This is a genomic window from Streptomyces sp. NPDC058246 (assembly GCF_042881985.1).
GTDB lineage: Bacteria > Actinomycetota > Actinomycetes > Streptomycetales > Streptomycetaceae > Streptomyces.
Map to the genome: position 1 here is coordinate 111,760 of NZ_JBHVWZ010000006.1, position 19,984 is coordinate 131,743.

Annotated in this window: 12 protein-coding genes; 4 read left to right on the forward strand and 8 right to left on the reverse strand. The window is 67.8% G+C overall.

All coding sequences use genetic code 11. The features are described 5' to 3' along the window. Positions 1 to 271: 271 nt before the first annotated feature. A complete protein-coding gene (locus tag ACFVXA_RS11335) occupies positions 272 to 1,315 on the forward strand; it encodes a GlxA family transcriptional regulator (RefSeq protein ID WP_389512114.1) in 1,044 nt (347 codons plus the stop codon). Here the strand turns inward: ACFVXA_RS11335 and ACFVXA_RS11340 are convergent. Continuing rightward, the gene (locus ACFVXA_RS11340; protein WP_384396066.1) at positions 1,210 to 1,731 is read right to left on the reverse strand and encodes a MarR family winged helix-turn-helix transcriptional regulator; all 522 of its coding nucleotides are present in this window, start codon (positions 1,729 to 1,731) and stop codon (positions 1,210 to 1,212) included. The genes ACFVXA_RS11335 and ACFVXA_RS11340 overlap by 106 nt on opposite strands. A gap of 252 nt (positions 1,732 to 1,983) precedes the next feature. Between ACFVXA_RS11340 and ACFVXA_RS11345 the strand changes: the two genes are divergently transcribed. Further along, positions 1,984 to 2,262, forward strand: a complete 279-nt coding sequence (locus tag ACFVXA_RS11345) for a tautomerase family protein (protein WP_390024716.1) — start codon at positions 1,984 to 1,986, stop codon at positions 2,260 to 2,262. Positions 2,263 to 2,341: 79 nt separating this feature from the next. On the opposite strand, the gene ACFVXA_RS11350 is transcribed toward ACFVXA_RS11345, so the two are convergent. The 3 genes from ACFVXA_RS11350 to ACFVXA_RS11360 form a co-directional block, all read right to left on the reverse strand. Beyond that, on the reverse strand, positions 2,342 to 2,644 hold the full coding sequence (locus ACFVXA_RS11350; protein WP_362017762.1) for a hypothetical protein: 303 nt from the start codon (positions 2,642 to 2,644) through the stop codon (positions 2,342 to 2,344). A 751-nt stretch (positions 2,645 to 3,395) separates the two neighbouring features. Continuing rightward, positions 3,396 to 3,602: a DUF397 domain-containing protein gene (locus tag ACFVXA_RS11355; protein ID WP_362017763.1), complete on the reverse strand. Its 207-nt coding sequence runs from the start codon at positions 3,600 to 3,602 to the stop codon at positions 3,396 to 3,398. Beyond that, entirely contained in the window at positions 3,599 to 4,447 is an 849-nt protein-coding gene (locus ACFVXA_RS11360) for a helix-turn-helix transcriptional regulator (RefSeq protein WP_362017764.1), read from the reverse strand. The genes ACFVXA_RS11355 and ACFVXA_RS11360 overlap by 4 nt, the downstream gene beginning before the upstream one ends. Positions 4,448 to 4,673: 226 nt before the next feature. Here ACFVXA_RS11360 and ACFVXA_RS11365 point away from each other — a divergent pair, with 226 nt between their 5' ends. Beyond that, positions 4,674 to 5,330, forward strand: a complete 657-nt coding sequence (locus ACFVXA_RS11365) for an ATP-binding protein (protein ID WP_390024718.1) — start codon at positions 4,674 to 4,676, stop codon at positions 5,328 to 5,330. Between the two features lie 212 nt (positions 5,331 to 5,542). Here ACFVXA_RS11365 and drmB read toward each other — a convergent pair whose 3' ends face one another. From drmB to ACFVXA_RS11385, 4 genes are read right to left on the reverse strand one after another with little or no spacing between them, the layout of a single operon-like run. After that, a complete protein-coding gene (drmB, locus tag ACFVXA_RS11370; protein ID WP_383735090.1) occupies positions 5,543 to 7,408 on the reverse strand; it encodes a DrmB family protein in 1,866 nt (621 codons plus the stop codon). Further along, the gene (locus tag ACFVXA_RS11375) at positions 7,405 to 10,647 is read right to left on the reverse strand and encodes a helicase-related protein (RefSeq protein ID WP_362017767.1); all 3,243 of its coding nucleotides are present in this window, start codon (positions 10,645 to 10,647) and stop codon (positions 7,405 to 7,407) included. The genes drmB and ACFVXA_RS11375 overlap by 4 nt, the downstream gene beginning before the upstream one ends. Further along, complete coding sequence (locus ACFVXA_RS11380; RefSeq protein ID WP_390024720.1) at positions 10,644 to 12,548, reverse strand: UvrD-helicase domain-containing protein; 1,905 nt, start codon at positions 12,546 to 12,548, stop codon at positions 10,644 to 10,646. Before ACFVXA_RS11380 ends, ACFVXA_RS11375 begins: the two co-directional genes overlap by 4 nt. Beyond that, on the reverse strand, positions 12,545 to 17,323 hold the full coding sequence (locus ACFVXA_RS11385) for a DEAD/DEAH box helicase (protein WP_390024722.1): 4,779 nt from the start codon (positions 17,321 to 17,323) through the stop codon (positions 12,545 to 12,547). The genes ACFVXA_RS11380 and ACFVXA_RS11385 overlap by 4 nt, the downstream gene beginning before the upstream one ends. A gap of 576 nt (positions 17,324 to 17,899) precedes the next feature. Here ACFVXA_RS11385 and ACFVXA_RS11390 point away from each other — a divergent pair. Further along, a complete protein-coding gene (locus ACFVXA_RS11390) occupies positions 17,900 to 19,984 on the forward strand; it encodes a helix-turn-helix transcriptional regulator (RefSeq protein WP_390024724.1) in 2,085 nt (694 codons plus the stop codon).

Below are 19,984 nucleotides of genomic sequence, written 5' to 3' on the forward strand. Positions count from 1 at the left end.
CCGGCGAGTGCGGTGACCGTTGGTGGCCCCTGCCGACGCACTCGGGGAGTGGGGCGACCGTTGGTGGCCTCTGCCGAGGTACTCGGCGGGCGCAAGGTCCGTTGGTGGCCTCTGCCGGCGTACTCGGCGGGCGCAAGGTCCGTTGGTGGCCTCTGCCGGCGTACTCAGAGAGCGCAGGGTCCGCCGGTGGCCTCTGCCGGCGCCGGTCCAGGACCTCCGCCCTCTGCCCCCTCGGGCTGACTGGAACCCGTCGTACGCCTACCCTCTAGCCATGCACACAGTGGTCGTACTCGCGCTCGACCAGGTCATCCCGTTCGACCTCTCCGCCCCGATCGACGCCTTCGGCTGGGCCCGGCTGCCGGACGGCCGGGCGGCGTACCGGATCCGGGTCTGTTCGGCTTCGGCGGACGAGGAGGTGAGCGCGGGCCCCTTCACGTTGCGCGCCCCGTACGGCCTGGAGGCGCTGGCCGAGGCGGACACGATCGTCCTGCCCGGCGTCGCCGACCCGACCGTCCCGCTCCCGCCGGGGGTGGCGGAGGCGCTGCGCGCGGCGGCGGCGAACGGCACCCGGATCGCCTCGATCTGCGTCGGCGCCTTCGTCTTCGCCGCCACCGGCCTGCTGGACGGTCTGCGTGCGACCACCCACTGGATCGCGGCGCGGGACCTGGCGGCCAGGTATCCGGCCGTGACGGTCGACCCGAACGTCCTCTACGTCGACAACGGCCAGTTCCTCACCTCGGCAGGCGCGGCCGCGGGCCTCGACATGTGCCTGCACATGATCCGCAAGGACCACGGGTCGGCTGTCGCCGCACATGCCGCCCGGATGTCGGTCATGCCGCTGGAACGGGAGGGCGGGCAGGCCCAGTTCATCGTCCACGACCTGCCGCCGGTACCGGCCGGCGCGACCATGGAGCCGCTCCTCGACTGGCTGGAGGAGAACGCGGGCCGGGACCTGACCCTGGAGGACATCGCCGCCCGGGCCGGCATGAGCACCCGTACCCTCAACCGCCGCTTCCGCGAGCAGACCGGCACGACGCCCCTGCAGTGGCTGCACCGGGCGCGGGTGCGGCGCGCCCAGTACCTCCTGGAGACGACCACGTATCCGGTCGAACGCATCGCGGCCCAGGCGGGGTTCGGCTCACCGACGGCGTTCCGGGAACGCTTCAAGCGGGTGGTGGGGACGAGCCCGCACGCGTACCGGCGGGCATTTCAGGGAGCGGAGGCCGAACCGACGTCGCCCTCTCCCTCTCCTTCTCCCTCTCCTTCTCCTTCTCCCTCGTCCTCGCTCTCGGGTGCGGCGGCCGCGGCCTCGTAGGCGCGCAGGGTGTCGATGACCAGCTGCCGCTGATCGGAGGTCAGCGGTTCCAGCGCGCGACGCCAGGCGGTGGCTCCGCGCGACAACCACGCGGAGATGGACGGCCGTTGGGCGTCGGTGATGTTGACGATGCGCCGCCGCCGGTCGCTGGGGTCCTCCCGCCGCTCCAAAATCCCCTTCCCGCTCAGCTCGCCGACCATGAGGCTGACGGTCGTCGGCGCGACCTCCAGGCGGGCGGCCAGGTCGTTGACGGTCATGGGCCCGTCGAAGAGCAGGTAGGAGAGCAGCGACAGGTGCCGGGGAGCCAGCGCGAGCGACTGGAGCTCCTCGGGTACGGGGATGCGCTTGGCCCGGCCGACCATGCGGGGCATGAGCAGCAGCAGGGCTCTGACGGCGTCGTCGACGCTCGTTGACATCGTCCACCCTTCTCATTAGCTTTGAGATCAAAGTTGCTTTGCTACCAAAGCTTCTTTGCCCTCAAAGGGAAGCAGTCGCCAGGTTAGCGATCCACTCTCAGGTCTGCAGGTCTGCAGGTCTGCAGAGCCACGTGAACGGAGATTCCCCATGCCGCATCTGACTGTCCAGATCCGCGAGGAGACGCTCGACGGATCGATCGAACCGAAGCTCATCCGCGCCCTGACCGACGCGGTGGCCGCCGTGGTCGGCGAGTGGGCGCGCCGGTCGCCGTCGTGGAGCTGTTCGGCATCCCGGAGCACCGCTGGGGCACCGCCGGCATACCCGGCGAGGCGCCCGCGCCGGTCATCACCCTCAACCTGCGCGAAGGCGCACTCACCCATCCGCGGATCCCCGACGCGCCCGCCCGCCTGATCAAGTCCCTTACGGAGGCGGCGGTCACGGTCCTCGGCGAGGCCGCACGCCAGCACGTGACGGTGCTGATCGTCGGGGTTCCGGCGGGGCGGTCGGGGGTGGGGGGCGACGTCGTCTGAGGAGGCGGCGCACCGCCCGATCCGGCTGCGGCGGGAGCTGCTCAGGCGTGCCGATCAGGCGTGTTGCCCGGGTGTGCCGTCAGGCGTGCCGGTCGGCCACGGCCCAGGAGGCGAGGGCCACGGCTCCGGCGACGCCGAAGACGGCGGGCCAGGCGCCCACCTTCTTGGCCAGCGGGTGGGACCCGGCGAAGGCGGCGACGTACGCGGCGGTCAGCGCCCCGGCGGCCTTCCCGCCCGCCTGCTGCTTCCACTGCTGCGCGGCGGCGGCCCCGGCGGCGGCCAGCACGACCCCGCCGAGCTGCCGCTTCTTGGTCCAGCGGGCCACGCCGTACCCGCCGATGAGCCCACCCGCGGCCACCACCGCGGCCGGTACCTTCGCCATCACTGCCTCCCACGCTGCCTCTGTCGACTGCTACGTCTGTCGAACGAACCGAGGCTAACGCGCCCGCGCGGCCGACCGACGGCCGCCCTCGCTCTCCTCCACCCGCCCGAGCGTCCTGCCCACGACGGTCGGGCGACGACCGTGCGGACCGCTCCTGAAGCCAATGCGCCTGCCGTCGAGCCCGCCCGCGCCAAAGGCTCCGGCGGTGTTCCCGGGGTGGCCCAGTCCAGCCAGGTCTGCGTGCACGACCGCGACGCGATGGCCTGGCCGACGTCGAGGACGTCGGCCAGGAGACGCGGCAAGAAGTCACTCAGTGGGAACGCCGTCCTCAGGGGTCACCGTGACCTGGCAGAACCCCGAGCCTGGGCGCTTGTTCCAGCTCCTGCCGAAGAGTCTCCAGTGGCTGCTCGGCACCGAGAGCCTTCGCCCGCTGGGCCGCCCGCACAGTGACGGCGCGATCACGCCGCTCACAGCCCCCGTGCCTCCTGCTTCAACCGCACCGCGAGGTCGGTGCCCTCCTGCATGGCGATGTCGAAGTCGCTGCTTCAAAGGATTCCCGGTCGCCCGGAAAGCCATGGCCGGATCGAAGGGCAGCCCGAATGTCGCCGATGGTCTTCAACGGCAGCGCCGCAGGTCCGGGCGTTTCTGCGTACTGTGCGCTCACGATCGTCTGCCCCTTGCCATTCACCGTCTTGTGAGGAATGTCCTACAGCGGAACGAGTGCCGCTGTGGAGACTCTCGCGTCAGTGCGTCAAACGTATTGCTTCAGGACACCCACGAAGGCGCACCATGCGTCGCGGCCAACGGTGATGGCTGGGCCTGCCTCACATTTGGAGTCCCGTACAAAGGCACGCTCTCCGGCCATCGCACACTCGACACACTCGCCTCCGGCGCCATTGCTGTACGACGACGTGAACCACACCGGACGGTCACGGTCATTGGACTCTGCAATGCTCACCTTGCGTTTTCCTTCAGAACGGATTTGATCAGCTGGGCGGACCGCTGAGGGCTGAGGGCCGCGGCTCGCAAGCCGTCGAATGCCCTCGTGTACTCACGAACATGATGCTCGCCTTCCAGGTACACAGCATCGGTGATGCCGTCCCGGTACACCAGGTCCGGGTCTTCCGGAGCCGGAAAGCCCAGCATGGTGAACGTGCCCGTGGCCGGATACGTACCCGAGTCGAATGGAAGGATCTGCAGGGTCACGCACGGCAACTGGGCTGATTCCAGGAGGCGTTCGAGCTGCTCCCGCATCAGCGCCCGGTCTCCGATGACATTGCGCAGAGCGCCCTCGTTCACGATGAACCAAGCATCAGGGGCGTCGGTTCGCGTCAGCATGGCCTGGCGCTCCATGCGTACCCGCACCGCCCTGTCGATGTCCTCGGCGGACATGTGGGCTCCCGTCTTGTGGAGCTCGCAGGTGTACGCCTCGGTCTGCATGAGCCCAGGGATCAATTCGCACTGGTATTGCCGGAACGTGGAGGCATCCTGCTCCAGGCCGATGTAGATGTTGAACCACTCGGGGACGCCGGCGCCGTGCACCTGCCACCAACCACGCGTCTTGGCCTCTCGAGCCAATGACTTGAGGAACTCTCGCAGTTCGTCGTCGGTCCCGTAGAACCGGCACAGGGCATCGATGTCCGACGGTTGGACGCGGCCGCTGCCTGTCTCCATGCGGTTGACCTTGGAACCACTCCAGTCCACGGCCTGGCCGACCTGCGCGCAGGTGAGTGCGCTCTTCTCTCGGAGCTTCTTCAGCTCGATCGAGAGACGGCGACGGCGTGCCGTCGGTGAACCGGCCATCTCTAGCCTCTCAACGGTCCGACGAATAGCGGGTGTTCAGTCTCGCGCCAAGGTGTCCGCCTGCCAATCACTCGGAAGTGGGAATCTCGCCCTGCACATTGCATGACGGGATGTGCCGACGCCACTCTATTCGACGACGCCACTCACCGTGAGAGCGCGTGACGCTCCGTCCATCACGTGGAGATGGCAGACAACGAGAGGGGTCTTGGTGATCCAGGAAGCGTGTATGTCACGGAAGCCGTGGGACCTGACCTTCACGGCCGATCTCGAGGAAGTCGCTGCCCTGCGCCGCATCATGCGGTTGCATCTGGGCATCTGGGGTCTGCACGACCTCACCGACGGGGCCCAGCTCTGCGTCAGCGAGCTGGTGTCCAACGTCATCACGCACGTCGGCCCCGGCACCCCGGCCACACTCGCGGTCTCCATGAACGGCACTCATCTGCGCATCGAGGTCCACGACCCCGACCCGCGTGCCCTGCCCACCCTCGTCGACGCGACCTCTGACTCCGAGGCCGGACGGGGCATGGCTCTCGTCGGCGCTGTGGCCGACCGCTGGGGAGTCCTGCTTCGTCCCGATCGAAAAGTGACCTGGTGCGAGTTGTCGACGTCGCTCACCTCGGAGAACGGGCATGTGGGAGGAGCCGGCGTCACACGAGCCGAGGCGCTGTTAGGTCTCTACCAGCAGGCGAGGCTGCCCTGCGAATCGAACGGGAGCAGGCTGAGCATGAAGATGGCCGAAGAAGCGGTGATCGATGTCATCACGGACTTCCTCCACTGGCTTCGGGCACACGGCTCTGATGCGGATGAGATTCTCGACAGAGCTCAGACCCGTTTCGAGGTGCAGACCACGGAGGATGGTCTGCCTTGCCAAGTCCTACGGTGAGGAACTCTCGGAGACAGCAGGGACGGGGGTTGCTTCGAGACGCTGAGTCGTGCGCTCGCAGAAGCTCGGAATGAAGAAGCTCTCGCTGTTGTGCGTCATGAAGGTCTTAGGCAGCGGGGACTGGAAGCGGAGAGCTACCAGTCCCCGAGCCTACTGAGAATTCGGTGGAGCAGGGCACCGATCTGTGTCGGTGCCCGATGGCAGGCCGGATGTCACTGCTCCAGTACGTCCGCGAAGAAGCCCAGGTATGGATCTTCCGGGGTGCCGACGAGCAGTGCGCGGTCCAACAGGATGTTGTTGTGCTCGCAGCTCGTCTCGGGGAGCATCACGCAGGCATGGCAGGCGGCGAGGTTGGTGCCGCCGGTGCCGGACGACTCGGACTCCACGCAGAGGGGGTCGGACGAGCACCACTCGGCGCGGCGGACGGCCGAACGCACAGTGCGGTCGAGAAGCTCCGGTTCACCCTGCGCGACGAGACCGCCGAGACTGCCCGCCGAGTCGCTCGTCGCCGTGTAGATGAGCAGCCCGGCCATGTCGTCACTGGCGTACAGGCGCTCGCGTAGGGAAGCCGCAGGGTAGCCGGCTTCCAGGCTCCACTCGTTGATGAGAACGTGGGCCAGGGTGTGCAGCAGCACCATGCGAGGGGTGGCGGGGGAGGGAACGGCCCGGCTCGGGTCGTCGGCCCGCTGCTCCAGCACTCGCTGGTGGGCGGTACGCATCCGCTCGACCCGGGCTGCCACCGCTGACGCCTTCTCCCAGGTGCCGAGTCGGTCCTCCTCCAGGCGGAGGAAGACCCCCTCCCCCCTCACCTCCATGGCCGGGAGCCAGCGCAGGGGACGTTCGGAGAGCGGCATCTCCTTGGAATCGGTCGTCGACTCGGCGTCGATGAGTCGGGTGAACGCCTTCAGGGCGCGTACCTCGCGGAGCTTCTTGACCAGCATCGGGCCGGTGACGCCGAGTGGGTCGAGCAAGCTCTGGTCGCCCAGTGGGGTCTCGCAGACGAACTGCTCGTCGCGGGAGTGCTCGCTCTCGTCGTTGCCCGAGCGGAGACGCTCGTACTCCTTGTTGCGCAGGGCGCGATAGCGGTGGTCGAAGGTGGGGGCCGCCTCACTGTCGGGGTCCTCTTCGCGCTCCGCGTCGAGCAGCGTCATCACCTCGTCCAGGGAAACGGGCCACTCCTCGTCGAAAACAGCGTCGAGGTAGATCGCGACGGCCGCGCGGTCGTCGTACTTCCTGAGTTTTTCCCAGTGGCCGTCGAGGGGATCCTCGCGGCGGTTGCTCCACGGCGGGATGGACAGTGCCGACTTCAGCACCGGCTGCCACACCGAAGAAGAACCGCGCTGGAGCGTACGCAGGGGGAGTCCGCACTCCCGAGCCGGGGCGGACGTGCCGAGCCACGGGCGGGGGCCTCGGCACTTGAGGCCCAGGTCCCTCAGCGCGTTCCTGCGGAAGGACCCCTCCATCGAGACCTCGGGTGCTTGTCCACAGGTGCAGGAGACGAGGATCGAGCGGAGAGAGGACGTACGCCCGGACGAGCGCAGCTTGAGCCTTCCCCCGCACTTTCCGATCGTTGTGGAACCACGGTCGGCAGAGCGATGCACCCACTGCCAGTAGGGGAATTCGCCTAGGTGTCCGGCCTCGCAGGCGGTGACGAAACGGGAGGGGACGAGGTCGACCTCACACGTGCCGCAGGTGCTTCGACCGGCGGGCGGGTTGAAGTCGCCGTGTCGCTGCAGTTCGGTGCACTCGGGGCAGGAGTGCATCAAGGGGAAGCGTCGGACCCGGAGGCCGTCCCTGCTGGTGTCGTCGGACGCCGGCGGCAACCGGAAGTGGTCGACGCCGAGCAGTCGAGCCAGGCGCCGTTCGCTGATCCGTGGGGATTCGTCGGCATTCCAGCTCTGGTCGGCCTCGTCCAGGCCCGAGACGATGAAGGACTCCTGGTCGACGGCGATGAGCGATCCGACGCCGTACGTGGTGATCGCCTGGGCGCGGCGGACCGCACCGCGTCGCGGAAGATTGTGGGCGGGCGTACCGCCGCTCGCGGCGGTCCGGCGACGACGGGCGGGGGGCGGGGTCATCGGGTTCCCTCCATGAACAGGGCGGTCTCGGCGTCGACATCGCGCAGACTCCACAGCGTGGACCACGCCTCTGTGCCCTCGGACTCGTCGTCGTACGTCCTCAGGAGCGAAGGGGCACGATTGCCCCGTTTCGGTTCGAAGAGCAGGCCACTGTGGTTACTTGCTTCCTTGCGCCACCATTCGACGAATTCGTCGAAGCCACGTGAGACGGCCTTGGTCTCCTCCGGGGTGACCGCGCTCACGCGGCCCATGAGCACGGACTTGATGCGGCCCTTGAGGATGTCCACGTAGGACTCGACCTTGCCGGCGCCTTCGTTGGGTCGGGCGGCCGGGATCATGATGCGGGCGAGGGCGACGATCACCGCGTGCAGGCCCCGTTCGCGGGCGCGGGCGGAGAACGGGGTGACGGAGGTGGACTCGACCTCGCGGTAGAGAGCCGAGTGGAAGTGCTGGAAGGTCTCGTAATGGGAACGGTCGCGAGGACGCGACGAGTTGAGCATGACCGCGACCAGGCCGGGGTGCGCGCGGCCGACCCGGCTGGTGGCCTGGATGTACTCTGCGGTTGTCTGCGGCTGCCCCATCACAGCCATGAGACCGAGGCGGTCCACGTCCACGCCCACCGCGATCATGTTGGTGGCGAGCAGGACGTCCACGGTGTCCTCGTCGGGGTGCTTCTTCTCGATGCCCTTGAGGCGGGTAGGGATTTCACTGGCATCGATCCGGCTCGTCAGTTCCGAGTAGTTGCCGACCGAGCGCACCGTCACGCCTTCGCGCTCTGCGAGCAGTTCCAGGTACGCCACCACGTCGTCGTGGACCTGGAGCTCGGCCGCGGAGAGCAGCCTGAGGCTGTTGAAGTAGCCGACGAGAGTCCAGTACGCGTCGCGCACCTCGTCCTTGGTGCCCGCGTGCTCGGCCCGGTGCAACAACGTGGCGTATGTGCGGATGAGCAGGGTGGACTGGCTGGTGCCGGGAGCCAGGAGCCCGACGTAGCGGCGGCTGGCCTTCTCCTCCCGCGGAGTCTCCACGGCGAACCACGAGTCGCGGGAGTCCAGACCGGCGGGCGGGAACTGTCGTACGTCACGGGCGAAGAGGTGGCGCCCCTGATCGGCGGCGCGACGGATGGTTGCCGTGGAAGCGATCACCTTGGGACAGTCGGCGAGCGCGTCCACGGCGGTCTCGTAAAGGCCGGTGAGCGTTCCCAACGGACCCGAGATCAGATGAAGCTCGTCCTGGACGATCAGCTCCGGAGGAGGGGTGCCGTCGTCCGGCTCGTCGAGGTTGAAGAGCGCGGAGGTCGCCGGCCGCCACGGCATCGAGGCGAACTTGTCGACAGTGGCGATCACCAGCGTCGGTCGGGCGTCGTACACCGCCTCGTCGATAAGGTGGACGGGCAGGCCGTCTGCGAAGTCGCAGCCCGCGCCGGAGCAGCGGACGTGCATCCGCTTGACGTCCTCGTCCACCTCGTAGTTCCGGGCGTCGAGGCGGGTCCCGCACCAGGGACAGGAGTGCAACTGGACGGGGTTCTCGGTGGCGAGGCGTTTGTCGAGGTTCGCACGCAGTTCTTTGAGCTTGGCGTCGGCCTCGGCCAGCATGTTGGGAGTGGCGGAGCGCCCCACCCACATGCCGACGGAGAACTCTTCATGACCGAGTACAGGAGTGCGGCGCCGTAGGTGCTCCATGGCACAGAGCAGGGTCGCCGCCCGCTCGAACTGCTGAAGGGTGAGCAGCCGCAGTGTGTAGCGCATGAGGACCGTGACACCGCCGCCGTCAGCGCCCATGCGAATACGGCGCAGGAAGGAGGTCAAGGCGATCAGTCCGAGGTAGGCCTCCGTCTTGCCACCGCCGGTAGGGAACCACAGCAGGTCGGAGATCTTCCGATCGGGGTGTTCGCGATCGTCGATGCCGGCCATGCAGAGCAGCACGAAAGCGATCTGGAACGGGCGCCACTCGCCGGCCGCGGGGGCGGGAGCGCCGACGCGTCCGTCCTTCACCCACTTGCTGCGGGCGCGCTGGTCGGCCATGGCACGGTTGGCCAGCCGGAACGCCAGCATCAAGTCGGGCTTGGCCCGCAGCAGCCCGATGCCCGTGTGGATCCGGCCCAGGGCCTCGCGGCAGGCCTTCACCTGGTCCCGTGCGGGCTTCTCGTGGATCTCGCCCGTCAGAGCGTCCGCCTCGTCCGACTTGCGGTCGATCCAGCGTTCGTAACCCGTGGCGAGCGCTTCCAGAGCGGCCAGAACCTCGGCGTCGGAGTTTTCGGCCAGCCCCAGCATGGATAGCGATGAGCTGTCGATCTCCGGGTTTGAGTCGGTGAGCAGTACCTCCACGCTGGGCACGAATTCGCTCCGGACTTCGGGCACGGCGGGCGGGACGGTTTCTGTCACGCCGATCGGCGACGGGGTCCAGTCCCATGCGGCGGAGCAGCCGTGTCCGACGGCAAAGGTCGGGGCGTGGCGGTGCAGCAGCCGACTCGTGGCGATCTCCGGGTCGTGGGCGGACATCGGGGCGGGGCGCTCGACGAACGCAGTGGAACCGTCGGCGGCCCGGACCGTGAGCCCGCACTGGAACAAGGAGAAGGCATCCTGGAGATCCCGCTCCCCGATCTTCTGCTGGTTGATCAACGTGACGGTGACCGTGACCGTGCCGGTCTTCCGGTCGGGTCGCCGGACGATGACGTGCAGCGCGACCTTCTTGGCAAGGAGTTCGATCGGTTCGGCCGGCGCGGGTGCGTTCAGGTCGATGTGCTTGTCCGGGAGCTGGAGTTCCCTGCGTCGCCACTGCTCCCGCTGCTCGGCGGTGGTGCGGGCTTCGGCTCGGCGAGCGGGGATCGGGTTGCCGTCGGCGTCCGTGGGTTCGTAGACGGCCGCGCGGGTCGAGACCACGATCGTGTCGCTTCTCGGGTCGACGGCGAAGGTCAGGCCCATGGAGGAGGGGCGTCTGTCCCCCGCGACGCCGACATCCTGCGCGGTGCCGGACTCCTCGGCGTCGTCGCGGGGAGGTACGGGCGTGGTGTCCGTGCCGTTCTGCTCGGCAGCGATCTCGACTTTTCGCTCCTTGGAGGCACGCGGGTACAGCACGCCGGTCAGGTAGCGGTCGATCGGCGCGTCCCGGGTGAGCACCTCGTCCCGGTCGTGCGGGGCGGCATCCTCGGCGGGGCCGAGGAGTTCACGGCGGAGCCCCACGAGGAGTTCCTGGTCCCGGACCCGGTAGTGCTCGGAGTGTCGGCCTGCCACGTGCGTCATGCGCGCTGCTCCTCGTCGTTGTCGGCTCTCCGGAACCGGCCGATGCCGGTGATCCGCGGGACGATCCACACGCCTCGCTCACCCAGTCCGGCGTTGGCGCCGGCGGCCGTGCTGCCCGTCACGGTCTCCAGGGTGTCGATCCGCAGGTCGCGGATCTCGTGGGGCCACCAGGGGTCCCAGGTGCGATTCACCTTCTGCACCTGGAACAGCTCCTCGCGGAACCGCTGCGACGCCTCGCCGATCTCCCGCCCGTCGTGCAGCAGGGTGTACGGCGGGCTCTGTGTTTCGCCCATTGGCAGGTCGTGGCGCCTGCGCAGCACCACTTCCTGGCCGGAGCGGACCTGTTCCAGGAGATACCTCTGGGTGGTGACGGCGTCCGTCTCATGGCCGGGCGGGTTGTCCCGACAGACGTCGCCCGCCTCGGCGACGATGCCGAATCTGTCGTACGACCGCCACCCGCCGACGTACCGGCGGCCGTTCCTTTTGCCACCCGCCCTCCTGAGCATCGGCAGCTCGGGGGAGCCCACGTGGTAGAGGTCCTGGCGGGCGCGCGTCATCGCCACGTACAAGGCTCGGGCCTCGGCGGGGAGGTCCAGTTCGTCCTTGTGCTGTTTGTGGAGCTCGGCGATGGTCGGCGGGGTCAGGACGATCACCCGGTCGAACTCGAGGCCCTTGGCCCGGTGCACGGTGGAGACGACGATCCGTGTGCTCTCCGGGTCGGCCGCTTCGTCGGGGAACCTGCCGTCGGCGACCGAGCGGCGCAGGCGCTCCAGATCGAGCACAGCGCGCCCGGTCGCGCGTGCGGCTCGACGCAGCACGGTCCACAGGGCGGTCGCATTCGGCTCGTACGGCAGAGGGATCTCCGCGAGCAGAGAGCGGAACCGGTCCTCGGTGAGACTGGTCGCCTCGGTGCTTCGCAGCAACTCGGCTACCCAGTACGGCACCGGCCGATCCTCGAGGGGGCGCCGCAGCCGGTGCTCGACGCCGTGTTCGTGGAGCAACCCGGAGACCACCAGGGCCTGGCGGTTGTCGCGGGTGAGGATCGCGCAGGTGTCGGGGAAGGACCGCAACCCGTCCAAGGTGAACGGATCGGCGAGGTCGCCCATCCCGTTCGCCGGATCCAGAAGCAGGTCGCGCAGTTCCTCGTAGAGCGTCGCCTCCTCGTCCGCGTCGGTGACTTGCTGGAGCCGAGGCCCGTGCGCCAGCGCGATCCGGGCCTCGAAAGTGACGGCCCGGAAGTTCTCGGTCAGATGCAGCTCCGCCAGGTCGTCGGGGAACGAACGTCGCAGCCACTCGAAGAACCGGCCGGTCTCAGCAGCGCGTTCGTGCAGGTCGTCGATCTGGAAGCCGTAGACGGACTGGGCGGCGTCGCCGACCACAGTGAAGCCGCAGCTGTCCTGGTACCGGTCGAACAGTGCCTCCACCAGCTCCCGGCGGTCGCCCAACAGATCCTGCACCTCGTCGATCACGACATGGGCGGGTGGAACGGCATCGCCGGCCTCCAGGGCACCCTTCTCGATCGCTTCGGTAGCGGCCTTGATCCGCTTGTCGAAGCCGGCCGCACCCCACTCGGCGTCCGGGTACGCCTGGAGGAGCACTCCGTACGCCCAGGCGTCGAAGGTCTGGGCGCGCACCCGGCGGGCCCGCTCCCCGTGGCGGGCGATCCGCTCGCGCAACTCGCGGGCGGCGGCGCGGGAGAAGGTGAGCACAAGAATTTCGGCGGCCTCCAACGCCTCGTCGGGGTCCTCGTGACCGCACAGCGCATCGAGTCGGCGCACCAATGTGTGCGTCTTTCCCGCCCCGGCCCCGGCGGTGACCAGGACACGCGCGTCCCAGGGTTGCTCGACCACGGCCCGTTGCTCATCGGTGAGCGGAGGACTGTCGAGGTATGCGTCGGTCACTTCCGGCTCCAGAGGTGCTCGAACTGGGTGAAGGCGAGCCTGGTGTCGAAGTTCGCGATGTTGTCGCTGACGTTGAGGATCAGGCAGGTGTCCTTGCCGCCGTTCTTGGGACCGCGCAGACCACGACCGATCATCTGCTGGTAGATGTTGGTGCTGTAGACCGGGCGGGCAACCACCACGACACGGGTGGCGGGTGCGTCGAAACCCTGGGTCAGGACACCGTAGTTGGTGAGGACTCGGATGCGACCCGATCGGAAGTCCTCGATCCGCCTGCGCCGATCCTGGGGGCTTGTGGTCGAGTCCACAGCAGCGGCAGGGATCTGACGGTCGTTCAACCTGGCTGCCAAGTACTTCGCATGATCCACGGACGTGGCGAAGAGAAGGGTCGACCAACCTTTCGGAAGGTCGGCCACCTTGTCGACGATACGGCGGCTGCGCGCGTGGTCGTCGGCGAGACGCTGCTCGGCGGCGCGGGAGAGCACCGCCATCCGGTCGGCCTGCACCTTCTCGTCCCGGGTCAGTTCGATCCGACCGCCCTCCAGGGTGTGGTGCTCGACCTGGGCGAGCATTCCCCACTCTTGGAGGTCCCGATACGGATCACCGGAGGGGAAGACGCCCTCGTCGAGGCGCCGGTTACCGAACCGGTTGACCAGCCGACGGGTCTCGTCCTCGTTGGTGTTGCGGAACGGAGTGGCGGTCAGACCGAGCAGATGCCGTCCCGTCTCGTATTGAGTGAGCCCCAACTGCCCAAGGATGTCGGTGTAACGCTTGGAAATAGCGGTGTGCGCCTCGTCCACGATCACCAGCGCAGCCTGTCGCAGCCAGGCGTACTGCTCGGTGTCCAGGCATCGTTCCAGCTTGGCGTCGGTGGCGACGACCAGGTGTGGGTGTTCGACGACGTTCCCCACCTCGTTGCTGCTCCAGAGCCGACTGATGGTGAGCGGCCGCTCCGCGCCAACCTTGCTCCACACGAACTTCCAGCTCTGTACCGCTTGTTCGCACAGCTCCTCGGTCTGCGCGATCCACAGCAGCGGTCCCTCAAGGTCACCCACCCGCTTCACCCAGCGGATCACGGCTTCGGCGGTGACCCGAGTCTTGCCGGCGCCGGTGGGCAGAGACAACATGCCGCGCTGCGGGGCCAGCCGGTCGAGGAGGGTGGAGATGTTCCGGACCAGATCCTCCTGGTAGCCGTGGAGTGCGGGAAAGTCCTGCGGGCCGTCCACGGTCTCGAAGGCGGGCGGAGACGGCGTCCTGGAGCCGGCGAAGGACGCCGGCAGCTTCAGGTCCGACACGAAGGTGACGGCAGCCGATGAACCTCCGTAGGCGACAGGTGCGTTGGGGAACCTGGCCTGGATGTCCCTGGCGTGCTGTTGAAGCACTCCGTCGCCGTGTGCGTTGAACGCCATCTGCGCGATCCGGTGACCGGACGGCTCGGTGCTGTCGGTCTCCTGCAGTTCGGCTTCCAACAGACCTTCGGGCAGCCCGGTCCGGAGGGCGTCCGCACCGATCAGCAGCTCGATCTTGGCGACAACGTCCTCCGCGTCCCGCACGGCTCTGACCGCTGCCTTCATCTCGCTGTCCCGAGCCATGCGGTCCTGTTGCTCCAACACCGCCCGGCAGCCCGTCGTGCCGAGGCCGAGCTCCAGCTCGCGGTCGATCAGCCGCAGCATCGTCTCGGGGTTCAACGGGACGCGGACCTTGACCGTGCTGCCCTGGCGCACGGCGTCCAGAGCAGCGGCCTGCGCGCCCTTGGGGGTGCGGGTCACCTCCTCCAGTTCGGTGCACCGCTGCACCAGACTGTTCCGGTTGGCACTGTTCAGCCGCTGACGCAGCGCGGGGTACAGCTCGACCAGAGGCACCGGGTCACCTTCGGGGACTTCGCGGGTCTCCCGGCTGATCACGTCGGCGTAGCGGAGCATGCCCCACTTCTCGACCATCAGCTCGGCGTCCTCGGGAGTCGCCACGAGCAGCGCGGGAAGCTGTTCGGCTCGCAGCGCCCGATACTCGGCGCTCCCGACGGCAAGCGTGATCTCGTTGTCAGGACGTGCGCCCCACACGTCGCCGATGCGGCACCGGGTCAGAGCGTCCTCGGGGAAGTCCGCGCCGAATCGGGTGAGCATCACGTAGGTGGCGCCGACGAAGCCGTCGTCCTCGCTCACGGACACGTCGGCGAGAAGCGTGTCCCAGCGGTCGGCCGGTACATCGTCGACGGTGGTCGGCAGACGCAGCTTGCGGGCCTTCTCCGGCGAGATGTCGGCGACCGGCAGCACATCGCGGTAAGCGGCGAGCTGTGGCCCGACGGCCTCCTTCAGCGGCTTGATCCCCTGGGAGGTGGCGGCCGTGCCGTACTTCTTGAGCATCCAGCGGATCGGCGAGATGACAGCTTGGCGGGTGCTCGACTGAGCACCGACCCGACAGGTCCAGTTGTCCACGACGTCGTCGTCGGCCAAGACCTTCAGGAAGGCGGCCCGAGACTCTTCCGAAAGGGAGCGGAAGAGGTGCAGCGGACCACCGATCGCGGAGCCGTCCAACTTCATCCGGCTGAGGGACGGACGGGGAGCACGCTCGTCCAGGCTCCGCAGGTAGGCGGAGTGGACTGCTTCCCGATACTCCTCGAACCAGGCCTCGCCCTCCGGCCGGACTCCCGTCGAGGGGCGCTCCCGCAGCCCGATCTCGGGGAAGAAGGAGAGATCGTCGGAGTGGAATTCCTTGTCGACGGCGATGCTCGGGTCTCGCCCGGCGTCGACCACCGCCCCCGGGAGCATGCAGTCCCGCGCCGGCCGGAACTTCCCGTCGGCGGTCCGCACCCGCAGCGTGTCACGAGGTGTCGGCACCCGCTCCAGAACTCTGTGGGCCAACCGGCGTCCCCCGGCCTGCCGGAACAGCTCCCAGAACCGCTCCCATTCGGTGTCCCCGTAGCCGTCGAAGCCCTGGTCGAGGACGCTGACGAAGCGTCCTTCGGCGTCCGCTTCCCGGATGCCGAGGACGTTGAGAGCGTGGGCGAGCGACGAGTTCCGGGCGATGTCATCGACCACGTACACCGTGGACTCACGCAGTCCACCCTGTTCCGCGCGGCGGAACACCCGACCGGGCACAGGGGCGACGAGACCGTGCTCCTCCGTGAGCACGATCCGTGCCTTCCGTGCCTCTTCGACGAACGGGTTCTGAACTTCGATCATGTCCGCGAGGATGCGGATGGCCACAGTCGAGGCTTCGACGCTTTTGCTCTCGACCAGCGCCTCCAGCCACTCGCGCACGCCGGTACGCTCGTGCCCAGCCGCGTCGAGGATGTGCTCGACCTTTCCGGAGCGCAGAGTGTCGGTCTCGACGCTGGGGTGCAGCCAGTTCGTGGGGCGACCGGGGCACTCATGCCACATCCGCAGCCAGCCGGCGAGGCGCTTCTGCTCCTTGTCGAAGCGGGGGTGGAAGCGCAGCTCGGTCGGGACGCGAAGAACCCCGTCCTGGTCGGGCAACGACGGGCGCACCGCGGCCCTGGACCAGATCTCCCGGGTCAGGAACTCGTCCGCCCAACTGATCGCTTCCTTCACACGCCCGGGCAGCAGAGGAAGGTAGGCAGCCGGGTCCTCGCTGGGAGCGAGAGAGGGAAGGGCGTCCACGACGAGCGTCGCCGACACCTTGATCATTTCCTGATTGAAGGGCGAGGAGTCGAGGAGGTTCTGCCGATCCTCGTTGGTCTTCCAGGCCCCGTTGAGGATGCCGCTCAGCGACATCTCGTACTTGGTGGGGAAGAAGGACCAGAAGCGTCCCCGGCCACGAGACTTCGGGCTGACGTGCAGTCCGCTCTGCAAATTCCTCGCCAGGTCAGGTACGGCCCAAGCGAGTTCGAGCGCGATTCGGCCGTGGAGCTCACCGGCATCGGCCCTGGCGGCCGGCCCGGGCTCGTGGGTCACGGTGAAGACGCGCCAGCGGTCGGTGGCCGTCGGTTTGCCAGTCCGTTCTTCGACCACGGCGTGCCGATCGCCGCTCTGCTCGGTGGTCAATACCCGGCGGGCGAGCGGACGAAGGCGACGGTCCTCCAGGACGACCTTCGCCACGTGAGGGGAGAACAGCTGGAAGCCGACCGGGAACTCCTCGCGCTGCTCGCCGGGAAGACGCGCGCGACCTCCGTGCATGTCGAGGCCGAGCCGGTCGTCCGCTCTCGTGAGCAGCGGCAGTCGTACGACGGTGGTCGCCCAGGTCAGCAGCTCGTCGAGGATCGGATCGGCCGTACGCTCGAGGTTCTCGTCGAGCGGTCGGGCCATCCGCAGCACGGGAGCGTCGAATTCAGGTCCGTACCGCTCCACGACCCCCGGCACGGCCCGGATCTGTTCGTACGACCACGCACGATCGAAACCGAAGCTGCCGGTTCGGCTGAAGAATTCCGGGGCGTCGGTGACCACGAGGACCGACTTGACTCCCACGCCGAATCGACCGATCTGCCCGCCGCGTTTGCGGGACATGCTCATTCGGAGAATGGTTTCCGCGCCCTCGGGCGTAACCGGAGTTCCTTCGTTGGCACAGTAGAGATGCGATTCGGTGAGGATCACGTGGATGGAACCGCCGGGTTCCCCCGCGATTTCGTCTGCCGCGTTCTGGACGAGTTCGAAGAGCTGACGGTCGCCGTATCCGCCTTGCGTGATGCGCCGCTCGCCGTTCGAGTGTTCGGCTACCAGTCCGGGGTCGACCTCGTACGTTTGCAGAACGCGGGAGGACTGCTCGAGCACGGTCTTCACTACCGAGGGCGGTTCAACGGACAACACGGGTCTCCGATCCATGAGCACGGGCGGGGCAGGCGATGTGACGGACGCGGTTCATGCCGGAAGCGGTTGCAGCGGGAGCCGCCGTACTCCTAGAAAACGGATTTGCGCACGCGGCAGGGCAAGGGAAAGGAAGTGCACTTCTCAAGGCAGCAAAAGTGATCTGTTTTGGAACAATGCACACCTGTGGCCGGGATCGGAGAAACGATTCTCTCGAGACAGGTGGGGCTGCCGATGAAAGACGCTAGCGGATTCGAATCGGCGTACGCAAGTGCCTTGCCTCTACGGTTCGTTGGGGGTGGAAGTGGAGGTCGAAGGTCCGCATTTCTGCGGGGGCGTCGACCTTCACTTCGAGGGTGCAATATTGGACAATGGGCGCCAAATCAACTGAAAACTGGATGATTGATATTTAGTGGGTGACTGGAGCTGAGAGTCTCGGAAGTCAAACTTCCTTTGACAGTCGCTCCTTGTGTCAATCGCGGGGGTAGTGTGGAGGCGTCGTCGTAGGAACGAGCCGAGACCGGAGCGCAAGTGAGAGTGGAAGCAGGCGAGGACTTCGGCCCGTGGTTGGCGCGGCAGTTGAAGCTGGCGCGTATGACGCAGACGCAGTTGGCCGAGGCGGTGGACGTGACGCGCGCAGCCGTCTCCGCCTGGATCACCGGGCGAGCCACACCGAGGCCGGAGACGATCGAACGGATCGCTCAGGCGCTGAATACCGACCTGGCCACCGTGCACACGCGCACCACCGACACTCTGGCCGGCCTGCCCATCGGTTGGTACCACCGTCCCGGACACGCCGATGGCGGGCGGGAGTTGGGCAACGCCGCGGCGTTCGCCTTCGATGCAGACGTGGGGGTGCTGGCACGCGAGACCTGCCAGAACAGCCTCGACGAGCGGCTCGCGGAGAACGGCCGCCCGGTCCGCGTGCGTTACACCCTCCACGAGCTCACCGGCGAGGCGTTGGACGCCTTCCGCAGGGCCATCCTCTGGGATGAACTCCACCCCCATTACATGGCGGTCTCACAGTCGGCTTCCCAACAGAAGGTCGGACGTGTCGTGGACGCCGGTGTTAGCGACATGTTCGAGAAGGGCCGATTGGTCCTCCTCAGGATCGACGACTACAACGCCTCTGGTCTCACCGGCGACGACTACGACGACGGCAAGTTCGCGGCTGTCGTCCGCCGCCAACTGGAGAGTCTCAAGTCGGGGCAGAGCGCGGGCGGTTCCTACGGTCTCGGCAAGGCGACGCTCTGGGCGACCAGTGCGCTCGGCATGGTTCTGATCAACTCCACTCTCTCGCTCGCTCACGAGGGCCGAACCGAACGCCGTGTCATCGGACGACTGGAGTTGCCGTGGCGTTCTGTCGACGGTCGCTCGTACGCGGGCCCCGCTTGGCTGGGGCGCCCGGACCCCGACACCCCGGGTGCAGAGGTGGCTCGTTCCTGGTGGGCCGACGAGGAGACGGTCGAGCGCCTTCACCTCACCCGCGACAGCGACGAGCCGGGAACCTCCTTCCTCATCGTCGGTGCCCATGACGTGGCAAGCCTCGACCAGAGCACTTTCGACCTTGATGCCGACGACGAGGACGGGAGCGACGACGACGGAACACGCGACATCCGAGCCATGCACAGACGTCTGGTCGAGGCACTGGGGCGGGACTTCTGGGCAGCGATGACCGGTGGCGGAAGCCGACTTCCCCTCCTGGAGACCTCAGTCCGTACGCTGCGCAACGGTGAGGTTGTCATAGACGAGGAGAAGGTCGATCCCACCGTCTCCCAACCCTCTCGGACCCGGGCGCTGCGTGCTTTCTACGACGGGACAACCGTGGACCGGCTCACCGAGGCCGGTCAGGTCGCTCTCCACAGGGTCCCGTTCCGGCTGCCTCTCTCCGGCGGCCGCCGTGGCACGCTCGGTACGCACCCCGCGGTGCTTCTGGTCACGGAGGCCGAAGACGCGGATGGCATCCCGAACCAGGTGCACTCGCTGCGCGGCAATCGAATGACCATCAAGAAGTCCGGTGTCGCCGGCCTGCCGTTGGGCGTCAACGCCTTTCAGGCTGTTCTCCTGGTGGGGCACGCGGCCGGAGAGTCGGTTCCCTTCGCCGAAGAGGCCGAGGAGTTCCTGCGTGCGGCCGAGCCCCCCGAGCATGACCGCTGGGGTCAGTCCGAGGAGTTGACCCTCCGCTGGTCGCACACCGCGCACCATCGCATCGCCCGTTTGACAACCGATGTCAACACCGCTGTGAAGGATTTGGTCGCCCAGCCGAAGCGTTCCGGCGGCCAGGGGGGCGCAAAGTTGCGGAAGGCACTCACGGTTCCGCGCAAGCCCGCGCGCAGGCGCGGCTCCGGGCCGGTCCTCCCGGAGCTGGACGGACTCGACGCCTCGATCGGTGCGGGCGGGGAGTGGCAGATCACGGCCGAGGTGAAGCTGCCTCGTGGTGACGAACTGCCCGCCATGACACCGGTGGTCCTCCTCGACGTGCGCTCAGGCAGTCGCCCCAAACTCGAGTGGGCAGAGCTCGTCGCGGTGGACGGCTGTGAGGTCGAGGACGGGGTGCTCCGCTTCACGCCGGGCGTCCGGCGAGCCACGTTCCGGGGCTCCACCGACGTCGCCGGTCATCCGGTCCGTACGACGCTCACACGGCTCGTTCTCGAACTGCGCGCCGGCAAGGGGGAGTGA